The 10,271-nt window shown below is 46.4% G+C and carries 10 protein-coding genes; 4 read left to right on the forward strand and 6 right to left on the reverse strand.

Annotation, left to right across the window (positions count from 1 at the left end; all coding sequences use genetic code 11):
* Nucleotides 1-372: 372 nt before the first annotated feature.
* Together EZE20_RS19300 and metH are read right to left on the reverse strand one after the other, a co-directional pair.
* Entirely contained in the window at nt 373-846 is a 474-nt protein-coding gene (locus EZE20_RS19300; protein WP_132120779.1) for a transcription elongation factor, read from the reverse strand.
* Between the two features lie 3 nt (nt 847-849).
* Nucleotides 850-4,653 (reverse strand): methionine synthase, encoded by a 3,804-nt coding sequence (gene metH / locus EZE20_RS19305; protein WP_132120781.1) that lies wholly within the window; start codon nt 4,651-4,653, stop codon nt 850-852.
* A gap of 269 nt (nt 4,654-4,922) precedes the next feature.
* Between metH and EZE20_RS19310 the strand changes: the two genes are divergently transcribed.
* Nucleotides 4,923-5,399: an Lrp/AsnC family transcriptional regulator gene (locus EZE20_RS19310; protein WP_132120783.1), complete on the forward strand. Its 477-nt coding sequence runs from the start codon at nt 4,923-4,925 to the stop codon at nt 5,397-5,399.
* Nucleotides 5,400-5,471: 72 nt separating this feature from the next.
* On the opposite strand, the gene EZE20_RS19315 is transcribed toward EZE20_RS19310, so the two are convergent.
* The gene (locus tag EZE20_RS19315) at nt 5,472-6,080 is read right to left on the reverse strand and encodes a hypothetical protein (RefSeq protein WP_132120785.1); all 609 of its coding nucleotides are present in this window, start codon (nt 6,078-6,080) and stop codon (nt 5,472-5,474) included.
* 213 nt (nt 6,081-6,293) lie between these two features.
* Between EZE20_RS19315 and EZE20_RS19320 the strand changes: the two genes are divergently transcribed.
* From EZE20_RS19320 to EZE20_RS19330, 3 genes are all read left to right on the forward strand, one after another.
* Nucleotides 6,294-6,908: an RNA polymerase sigma factor gene (locus EZE20_RS19320; protein WP_132120787.1), complete on the forward strand. Its 615-nt coding sequence runs from the start codon at nt 6,294-6,296 to the stop codon at nt 6,906-6,908.
* Nucleotides 6,898-8,370: a porin family protein gene (locus EZE20_RS19325; RefSeq protein ID WP_132120789.1), complete on the forward strand. Its 1,473-nt coding sequence runs from the start codon at nt 6,898-6,900 to the stop codon at nt 8,368-8,370. Before EZE20_RS19320 ends, EZE20_RS19325 begins: the two co-directional genes overlap by 11 nt.
* Before the next feature lie 85 nt (nt 8,371-8,455).
* Entirely contained in the window at nt 8,456-9,334 is an 879-nt protein-coding gene (locus EZE20_RS19330; protein ID WP_132120791.1) for a Ppx/GppA phosphatase family protein, read from the forward strand.
* Between the two features lie 34 nt (nt 9,335-9,368).
* On the opposite strand, the gene EZE20_RS19335 is transcribed toward EZE20_RS19330, so the two are convergent.
* The 3 genes from EZE20_RS19335 to EZE20_RS24335 all read right to left on the reverse strand — a co-directional run.
* A complete protein-coding gene (locus EZE20_RS19335) occupies nt 9,369-9,737 on the reverse strand; it encodes an SxtJ family membrane protein (RefSeq protein WP_132120793.1) in 369 nt (122 codons plus the stop codon).
* A gap of 74 nt (nt 9,738-9,811) precedes the next feature.
* Complete coding sequence (locus EZE20_RS24140) at nt 9,812-9,961, reverse strand: DUF5989 family protein (protein ID WP_165933532.1); 150 nt, start codon at nt 9,959-9,961, stop codon at nt 9,812-9,814.
* A 127-nt stretch (nt 9,962-10,088) separates the two neighbouring features.
* Nucleotides 10,089-10,271: hypothetical protein (locus tag EZE20_RS24335; protein WP_207104708.1), on the reverse strand; the 183-nt coding region annotated here is incomplete at its 5' end.

The raw sequence follows: 10,271 nt of genomic DNA on the forward strand, positions 1-10,271 counted from the left end.
TCTGTAAGCTTTCCAGAAAGGCTAATTTCAACCCCTCACAACTAGCAGAAAAAAAACAGTTTATAGACTTAAATAGCTATCAATCAGCAAACTTAGATAATTAAAACACAGTGTCTATCTGATTTTCCGACAGTGAAGCAAAAGCAAAAAAAATGCCTGATGTAAGACGAATCTACATCAGGCGATTAATTTTTGACAATTTTAAACAAGTTGAAGCACAATTTGTATCTACCAATTATGCTATTTTTGTAACCTAATATTGCCTATACAATAAACATTCCAATTTGGGAATTTTGCCTATTTTTATTACATATTTTATTTTTTTATATGTAAATAGCAAAACAGAATGTCTTTTTCACTACATCTTCAACATCAATAAATAGCCTTCACGGTACTCTTTTTGCCTTGAAACAGAAACGTTTCGCCCACTTGCCTGCCATACAGTAATTTTCCTATGGGAGAAGCCACCGAAATTGCCAGGATTGTTTTGTCGCCTACCTTGACTACACCTTCGCCTACGGCCAGGAAAAAGTAGTGGGTAGCCGAAAGCACCAAACTCCCCTGCACCACCCGCATAGCGGGAACGGGCAGTTGTGTACTCAGTCGTTCGAGAATTGTCCGATCCTGCCGGGCCTGTTCAAACTGCCGGGCATGCATGTTGCGATCGAGCTGCCCCATTGATCGGGAGGTTTCGTACTTATCGCCCGCCGAGCTTTTGCTTTGGTCATTGGCCGACTCCTGAGCAGCCTGCATCGCAACCCGGGAGGCCGCCATACGTGCATCAAGAATCGTCAGTAAATGGGAAATCAGGTCGTTTTTTAGTTGAATTGCGTTTTGTTCGTCCATTGGTTAGTAGGCCAAAATCGGTGAAAGCCACTTTTCAGCATCTTCCAGCGTCATACCCTTTCGACGGGCATAGTCTTCCACCTGATCTTTATAAATTTTCCCCACCGGAAAGTACCGGCTTTCGGGATGTGCAAAGTACCAGCCACTAACACTACTTGCGGGGTACATTGCAAAGCTTTCTGTCAGGATAATTCCCTCATTTTCTGCGTTTAGCAAATCAAAAAGCGTTCGTTTTTCGGTATGATCCGGACAAGCCGGATAGCCCGGCGCCGGGCGAATACCCTGGTATTTTTCTTTTATAAGTGCCTCATTGTCAAGCTGCTCATTTGCTGCATAGCCCCAGATTTCTTTCCGAACCCGGGCATGCATCAATTCGGCAAATGCTTCGGCCAATCGATCTGCCAGCGATTTCACCATGATGCTATTGTAGTCGTCATGCTCACGTTCGTAGCGTTCGAGCAGCGCTTCAATGCCAATGCCCGCCGTAACGGCAAAGCCTCCTAAATAATCCGTATGCCCACTTTCGAGGGGTGCAATGAAGTCAGAGAGGCAAAAGTTGGGCAGGTTAGCCGCTTTTTGGCTTTGCTGACGCAGGTGATGCAGCACGGTTAGCGTATCAGCGACAATCTCGCCTCCGGTTTGTTCGCTACCGACAGCAGAAGTTTCTGCATTTCGGCGACTGATTTTGTATTCGATATGGGTATGAGAACCGTGCCGCTCGCAGGGAACCTCCTGTACATTTTCTTCAAAATCATGTAGTAAAATGTCGTCGCCAATGGCATTGGCCGGCCAAAAACCGACAATAGCTTTGGCTTGCAGGGATTTGTCACGAATAATTTCTCCCAGCAATACAGCGGCATCTTCGTACAGTTTGCGCGCTTCCTGCCCTACTACTTTATCTTCAAAAATAGCCGGGAATTTGCCGTGTAACTGCCAGGTCTGGAAAAAAGGCGTCCAGTCGATATAGGCTGCAATTTCGGTCAAATCATAATTTTCAAACACACGCGTACCCAAAAACTGCGGACGGGGGGCGCTGTATTCGCTGAACGACACTTTTGCAGCATTGGCCCGGGCCGCTGCCAGGTCGAGGTGCTGCTTATCGGTTTTTCGGCGGGCGTGGTCTTCTCTCAGCTGCGCATATTCCGCTTTAATCTCCGCCAAAACCTCCGTCTGACTTTTATCACTTTGGGTCAATCGCCCCGCAACCGGAACTGAGCGCGAAGCATCCAACACGTGTATCACGGGTCCTGAGTAGTGCGGATCAATTTTGACTGCTGTGTGTATACGTGAGGTAGTGGCACCACCAATCAGCAGCGGAATGGTAAAGCCCTGTCGCTCCATTTCTTTGGCAACGCCCACCATTTCATCCAAAGAAGGCGTAATCAGGCCAGAAAGCCCAATGATGTCTACCTGATGTTCTTTGGCCGCGGCCAGTATTTTGTCGGTTGGCACCATCACGCCAAGATCAATAATCTCGTAGCTATTACAGCCCAATACCACACCCACGATATTTTTTCCGATGTCATGCACATCGCCTTTCACGGTTGCCAGCAGGATTTTTCCGACGGCTTTGGCTTCGACACTTTTGTCGGCTTCAATAAAGGGTTGCAGATAGGCCACGGCTTTTTTCATCACCCGCGCCGATTTCACCACCTGCGGCAGGAACATTTTTCCTTCGCCAAACAAATCACCGACGACGTTCATGCCATCCATGAGCGGGCCTTCGATCACTTCGAGCGGGCGACTAAACAAATGACGGCATTCTTCTACATCAATATCTACATAATCCGAAAACCCTTTGACGAGCGCATGCGTGATCCGCTCTTTGATGGGCAACTCCCGCCACGACAAGTCGGGGCCGGTTTGGGTTTTGCCTTTATCTTTAATGGTTTCGGCAAAGCTTACGAGACGTTCCGTTGCGTCTGGACGACGGTTAAGCAGTACGTCTTCAACCAGTTCAAGCGTAGACTTGGGGATTTCATCATAAATTCCAATTTGTCCGGCATTTACAATTCCCATGTCAAGCCCGGCTTTGATAGCGTGGTATAAAAAGGCCGTATGAATAGCCTCCCGGATGGGCTCGTTGCCCCGAAAACTAAACGATACGTTGGAGACTCCGCCAGAAACTTTTACGTGCGGCAGATTTTGCTTGATCCAGCGGGTGGCGTTAATAAAATCTACGGCGTAGTTATTATGTTCTTCCATGCCCGTAGCAACGGTCAGGATATTGGGATCAAATATGATGTCCTCGGCTGGGAATCCAACTTCTTCCACCAGAATCCGGTAAGCCCGGGAGCAGATTTCGACCCGTCGTTCAAAATTATCGGCCTGCCCGGTTTCGTCAAAAGCCATAACGACCGTTGCTGCACCGTAGCGAAGTACTGTGCGGGCTGATTCCTTAAATTTTTCTTCGCCTTCTTTCAGCGAAATAGAATTCACAATGGCTTTTCCTTGTACGCATTTCAGGCCCGCTTCGATTACCTCCCACTTCGACGAATCGATCATGATCGGAACGCGGGAAATATCCGGTTCGGCCGCAATCAGGTTCAAAAATGTTTTCATGGCTTCGGCACCGTCGATCATGCCTTCGTCCAGGTTTATATCAATAATCTGTGCGCCACTTTCTACCTGTTCGCGGGCAATACTGAGGGCTTCGTCGTACCGGCTTTCCCGGACGAGTCGGGCAAATTTCTTGGAACCCGTTACGTTGCAACGCTCGCCAATGTTGACAAAATTGGTAGCGGGCGTAATTTTCACCGGTTCAAGCCCGGAGAGTTTCATATTTTTTTCAAATTCCGGCAGAGGCCGGGGGCGGTAGCGGGCGGCCAAATCGGCAATCACCCGGATATGCGACGGAGAAGTGCCGCAGCAACCGCCGATAATATTGATTAAATTATCTTTCAAAAATCCTTCGATCACCTCGCCCATTTGTTCGGGCGTTTCGTCGTACTCGCCCATTTCGTTGGGAAGACCGGCGTTGGGGTGAGCGGAGGTAAAAAACGGTGATTCATTGGCCAGAATCTGCACGTAGGGGCGCATTAAATCGGCACCAAGGGCGCAGTTCAGGCCGACGGAAAGCAATGGCAGGTGCGAAACTGACGTCAGAAATGCCTCGGTAGTTTGCCCCGACAGTGTACGACCCGAAGCGTCCGTAATCGTGCCGGACACCATGATCGGCAGGGGTTCGTGCTGTGGATTTTTTACAAAAAAAGTATCAATGGCAAATAGTGCTGCTTTGGCGTTCAGGGTGTCAAATACGGTTTCGACCAAAAGCAAATCAACTCCACCGTCAACCAAACCCCTGATTTGTTCATAGTACGCATCCACCAGCTGATCAAACGAAATGGCCCGATAGCCGGGATTATTCACATCCGGCGACAGCGAGGCGGTGCGGTTGGTGGGCCCCATAGAGCCCGCCACAAAGCGGGGCTTGTGCGGCTGCTGCTCCGTAAATGCATCGGCCACTTCGCGTGCCAGCCGGGCTGACTCATAGTTGAGCTCATAGACAAACTCTTCCATGGAATAGTCGGCCATCGCAATCCAGGTCCCCGAAAATGTATTGGTTTCGGCAATATCGGCACCTGCTTCAAAATAGGCCGCGTGAATCTCCTTGATTATATCAGGCCGGGTCAGCGAAAGCAGGTCGTTATTACCTTTGACATCATGCGGCCAGTCTTTAAACCGTTCGCCGCGGTAGTCTTCATCTTCCAGTTTATAGCGTTGGATCATCGTGCCCATTGCGCCGTCCAGCACAAGAATACGATGGTTCAGAATTTCGCGAATGTTTGTTTTTGTACTCGTTGTCATGGGAATAAATAGATAGCCTCAAAAGCAACCCGAAGCTCCTGAGCCGGAACTTCCTGCGGGTTTATAATACAGACAAAATTACGACCAATCGCAGCTTTTCGGGAATTTTTCTATATTATTGGATATTCTATCTGCTTATTAATGATATTGAAGTGTTTTTTACCTGACAAGTATTGAAATTGCAGATTAATTAGAAAAATTATCTACCAAAATCACTTACCGGAACTGGGCCTTGTCCACCAATTTATTCCAACTCAAAGCTAAACCGTATGCACATTCTGGACGATACCGACCGCGCCATTTTGCACTATTTACAGGAAGACGCCACGCTCAAAACCCGAGAGTTGGCCGCCCGCCTCAACCTCTCCTATACTCCTGTTTATGAGCGTGTAAGGCGTCTGGAAAAGGAAGGAATTATAAAAAAATACGTAGCCCTGATTGACCGGGAAAAAGTGGGCAAGAAGCTGATGGTTTTTTGCAATATCGCTTTAAAAGAACACTCGCTGGCAATGGGCGAAAAATTTGTAGAAGCCATCATGGCGATTCCGGAAGTACTGGAATGCTTTAATATTTCGGGCGATTATGATTTTTTGTTAAAGATTCTGGTCAATGATATGCCGGAGTATCAGCGTTTTCTGATGCAAAAGCTGGGTTCTCTGGAAAATATCGGCAGTACACATAGTCTGTTTGTGATGGGCGAAATCAAAAATCAGTCTGAAATTCAGGTAGTTCAGTCGCGCGATTAACCAAGAACGGGGAAACAACTTGTGGTTGTTTCCCCGTTCAAACGCACTCTTGTACTTACTAATAAATCCGAATCAACGGCCTTTTTTACGGCCATGCTTTTTGGGAGCTTCTATTTGCTGCACGAATGTCCCATCGGCTTCAAAGACAAGAACAATGGGTTTCATGTCCGTGCTCAACATCACAAAAAATTGTCCGGCTTCATTGGTGCCTGCATGTTTAATGGTAGCTGCGGAATAGTTTGCCGTTACGTAGGCCGTAATTGCCGCAGGCAAATCAGCTGTGGCTACTTCGGTCAACTTCGCATGCTGCTTATAACGAGCGAGTTCTTTCTGAAAACTTCCGGTGTTGTCAAAGAGCAATCCTTTGGCCGTTCCGTCCGCAAGTGTGAGTCCTACTACCACATTTCCGGCGGCGTCTGTTCCGGCAAATTTCACGGTAGCCCCCGCATAGGTTGTGGTAATGTACGTAGTAATTGCCGCAGGAATATCAGCCGCAGCCAATTCTGTCAGTTTTCCTTTGCAGGTAGATTTGGTGGTTGAGTCAGCCTCAGCAGAGTAGCGGGCGGCCGAAAAAAGGACATCTTCAAAAGCAGTTTCGTCGAGAGGACTTACGGCGTCAGGCTGACAGCTCATCATAAACAAACCCAAAAAAGCAGCGAGAATTAACAGGGATTTTTTCATAAACATAAACCAGGTTTTTGGTACGGGATAAAATAAATACTGAGGTGAATCCGGATTCAAATACACCATACGGAGCAAGTCATAAATCTGTGGCAGCCTGATTCAATTCTTTTTCAGTTTATTTTTTATTTAAAATTCTACTCAACTTTATGCAACACTTTACCGTGACACTGCGTAAGGATTCATCAAACGCACAACTCTATTTTACCCGCCTTGCTGTTCAGAAAAAAAATACATTTCTCAGAAAACGACTTCGAGAGCGTTATCAAAGCATGCATTGACGGTAATAGTCAGGCACAGCAGATACTATTCAGGCAGTATTTTAGTTATGCCAAAAGTGTAAGTCTTCGGTATAGCTCTTCGCGGGAAGAAGCCGAAGAAGTGCTAAATGAAGGTTTTCTGAAAGTCTTTCAAAATCTTAGCCGATACGATCCCAATCAGCCGTTTAAGCCATGGCTGCGTACGATTATGGTCAATACGGCCATCAGTTATTTCCGAAAACACGGAAAGCACCACCGCGATACTATTACGCTTGAAGATGCACCCTACCCTCGCTTCGACGATCAGATTTTAGAACAAATTACGGCTGACGAAATTCTTGAACTTATACAAATGCTAAGACCCGTATACCGAACCGTTTTTATGATGTATGCCATTGATGGTTACAATCACCGCGAAATCGCAGACAGTTTAAGCATCAACGAGGCCACGGTCCGGTCGCACTATGTACGGGCAAGGGCCCGGCTACAACATTTGATTAAACAGTACTATCCCGATCTTTTTCCGAGTGATTTGGGAATACAGTCCTTTAAGAGAAATGAAAACTAACAAATTTGAAGAAACTTTACGCCGCAAACTAGAAGGGATTCAACCTGACTATACAGAACAGGATTGGAGGAAGCTGCAGGCTTTTCGGCAAAAGCACGCATCGCCGGGTTTCCTACAAACCTATGGTCAGTGGCTCGGCTATGCCGCAGCGGCTGCCACTACGGTCGTGGTTTTGGCGCTCTATACCCAACAGGTAAAGGTCAATAAGTCACTGGAAAAAGAAATGGCTGCGCTCAAAACTCAGGTTTTGCAGCAGCAGATAACACCACCTGCGGCTTCGGCAATGCCTCCGCGAGACACGATTTATGTAGTAGAACGTCAGACTATATACCGCGACCGTCTTCCGGAAGCAGAAGATCTTTCTCGAAATGAGGTAGACAAAAAAGCAGCAGAACCGGTAGCCACAGAAAACACTGGAAAGCAGTTATCTACTGATAAACAATCACTTGCCGGAAATATTTCAACTCCCCAACGCAGGCAGGAGATGACTGCTCAGTCAGGTTCATCAGCTGAGAATGTTACTCAGGAATCCATTGTTCGCGCAAGGGAGTCTAACTTTCCCGGAAATATGAATGAAAAATCACTTCTTTCTGAAAAAGAAAATGATTCTCCGGCTTTGGCCATGCAGGAAAATAGTTCTGACAAAATAATTCTTGGCGATCTGGAATTTTTGAAACCTTCGGAATTTCTGATTCAACATGATCGACTGCAAAAACGTCTGACTTCCAGAATTCCGCAGAAAAAAAACAACCTGCTTTTAACTACCACCAACACCCAACAAGCCTACGCTGACCAAAAAGCTACGGCTCCTCAGAAATCAGCGAAAGAACAGAAAACAGAACGAATTGTGCCTGATTTTGGCCTGCCTTTTCGAGCCGGCTTAGCGCAGCAATGGGAAGGTCCTACGAACACATTTTCTCTTGCCTATGAGGTTTTATTGGGCAAACGGTGGGGTATTCAGAGTGGCTTAGCCTGGCAACGACTGGAACCTCAAAAATTCTTTACCGAAAAAACATTTCGGGACGATATGAAGAAGGATTTTAGAAAAGAGCACGCCGATCGGCTACCGCCGAATTTTCGGATATTCAATATTAATACCAGAACCACGCTCCTGCAGATTCCACTATCGGTAGCTTACCGTGGCGACCTTACTCGTAATTTCAGCTATTTCATGACCGCAGGTACGAATCTTAACCTCCGGGCCAATCAGACTTTAACCTATGATTTTGAACGGCCCAGTCAGGATTTTGGCCAGGAAAGCAAGGAAAGAACTATGTCGTTTCCTCTTATAAATAATGCTGTGGTTTCGGCAGGAATTGAAAAACGCTGGTCTCCCATTGTGTTGCAGGTAGACTCCTTCCTGAATACAAAATTTAATACCTTTTCGTACCTGCGTCAACGTACCTCCGTGGGGCTTAGAGTTAAGGTATTGTATGAATTTGGCAGTACAAAAAGTTATTGATCGGCAAACCGATATAGCTTAAAAATGGCATAATTTGGTCTAAAACCCTAATTTTGGAGTTAGGATTTAAACTTAATCAAAAGCCTTGAAATTAGCTGCCATAGATATTGGCTCCAACGGTGCACGCATGCAGATTTCGTCTGTATTGCACGACGGGGGCAACACCCGGTTTAAAAAAGTAGAATACGTACGTTTTCCTTTGCGACTCGGGCACGACGTGTTCAATGAGGGACGGATTTCGCCTCTCAGCGAAGATCGCATGATGAAACTCATGCTTGCTTACCAATTGCTCATGGAACTTCACGAAGTTGATGGTCACATGGCCTGCGCCACGTCGGCGATGCGCGAAGCTGATAACGGCCTCGAAGTACGTCAGCGAATCGAAGAACGCACAGGCATTCATATCCAAATTATCAATGGTCAGCGGGAAGCCGAGTTGGTCAACAATGTGGTGGTAAAATCGCTGGGCGATGGACAGTTTATTCACATTGATGTAGGCGGCGGAAGCACCGAACTGAACCTTTACAAAGACCGCGTAAAACTGGCTGCCAGGTCATTCAAACTTGGTTCGGTGCGTTTGCTGGAAGGCAAAGAGTCATCCAATGCATGGGAGAAAGTAAAAGAATGGATTGAAGAAAATGTTGATTCTGCTTTGCCGATTCAGGGCGTAGCGACGGGCGGGAACATCAATAAGTTATTTGATCTTTCGTCAAAATTAACCCAAAGCTCGGCAAGCATTGATGAAATAAAGCGCATGCGCAACTACATTGCCGGGTTTACGCTGCAAGAGCGGATTCACAAATTACAGCTCAATCCTGACCGTGCGGATGTGATCGTTCCGGCGGGGGATATTTACCTGTCGGCCATGAAGTGGGCCGGAGCGGAGATTATCCACGTACCAGATGTGGGCCTGAAAGACGGGATTTTACAACTTTTGTATGATCGGATTCAGGCACGAAGCTGAATCCGATCTACACATTTTATAATAGGAGCAGTTTTTACCAAACCTGCTCTAAATCCTTTGCGGTATACAAATGATTCCTTTCGGTAAAAGCCGACCCGCTCTTTTCTTTTTTCAGAGAAAGTGGATTTTTGCGACCCATCCGCGAAAGTACTGCAATAGGGAAAAGAATCAGGAAGAAAATAATGGAAAGTAAAATACGTCCGTTAATTGCTCCCAGAATTTCAGCCAGTTTGTACCAGCCTTTCACGATCAAATCGCCCAAAAATGGAACGGCAATGCTAATGACTCCAACAGCACCGGCTGCATAGAGCAGGTACGGAAAACGGGAACCGAAAATAAAATAAATCACGACCAATCCGGTGACGATCACCAATTGGGCTTTGGATTTGTCTGCTTCACTCATAAGACTACTTTTGAAAAGCTAAAAACAAAGTCAGGTCGGCACCTATAAACCACCAACCTGACTAAAAATACGACTTAAAATAAGGTATAAATAAACGGTGCAACAGCCGAACCTCCGCCAATGACGATCAGTACGCCGATCAGCAATAAAACAAAAATTACGGGGGCCAACCACCACTTTTTACGTTCCTTCATGAACGAGAACAAGTCTTTTAAAAAATCCATAGTATTTTATCCTTAATGTGTTATTAAATACGTCCTTACTTATTATTGGGATGTCCCGGTATTATAAAACCTCGCAATCACGTTACTGTACACAGGGCTGCACCCTGTGCTGGTGTATTGCGCCCTTTCAGGGCTTTTGTGGATTGCTCTTTTTATTTTCCTTTTTCTTTTCCTTCTGCTCACACCCAACTACGTCCACCCTACCAACACCCACAGGGCTGCACCCTGTGCTAGTGTATTGCGCCCTTTCAGGGCTTTTGTGGATTGCTCTTTTTATTTTCCTTTTTCTTTTCCTTCTGCCAACACCCAA

This window comes from Arundinibacter roseus, from assembly GCF_004348825.1.
GTDB classification, from domain to species: Bacteria; Bacteroidota; Bacteroidia; order Cytophagales; family Spirosomataceae; genus Arundinibacter; species Arundinibacter roseus.

What these genes read in the sequence shown, in the direction of transcription:
- EZE20_RS24140 (WP_165933532.1), bottom strand. Translation starts at nt 9,961, where the DNA reads ATGGATTTTTTAAAAGACTTGTTCTCGTTCATGAAGGAACGTAAAAAG.
- EZE20_RS19300 (WP_132120779.1), bottom strand. Translation starts at nt 846, where the DNA reads ATGGACGAACAAAACGCAATTCAACTAAAAAACGACCTGATTTCCCAT.
- EZE20_RS19315 (WP_132120785.1), bottom strand. Translation starts at nt 6,080, where the DNA reads ATGAAAAAATCCCTGTTAATTCTCGCTGCTTTTTTGGGTTTGTTTATG.
- EZE20_RS19310 (WP_132120783.1), top strand. Translation starts at nt 4,923, where the DNA reads ATGCACATTCTGGACGATACCGACCGCGCCATTTTGCACTATTTACAG.
- metH (WP_132120781.1), bottom strand. Translation starts at nt 4,653, where the DNA reads ATGACAACGAGTACAAAAACAAACATTCGCGAAATTCTGAACCATCGT.
- EZE20_RS19325 (WP_132120789.1), top strand. Translation starts at nt 6,898, where the DNA reads ATGAAAACTAACAAATTTGAAGAAACTTTACGCCGCAAACTAGAAGGG.
- EZE20_RS19335 (WP_132120793.1), bottom strand. Translation starts at nt 9,737, where the DNA reads ATGAGTGAAGCAGACAAATCCAAAGCCCAATTGGTGATCGTCACCGGA.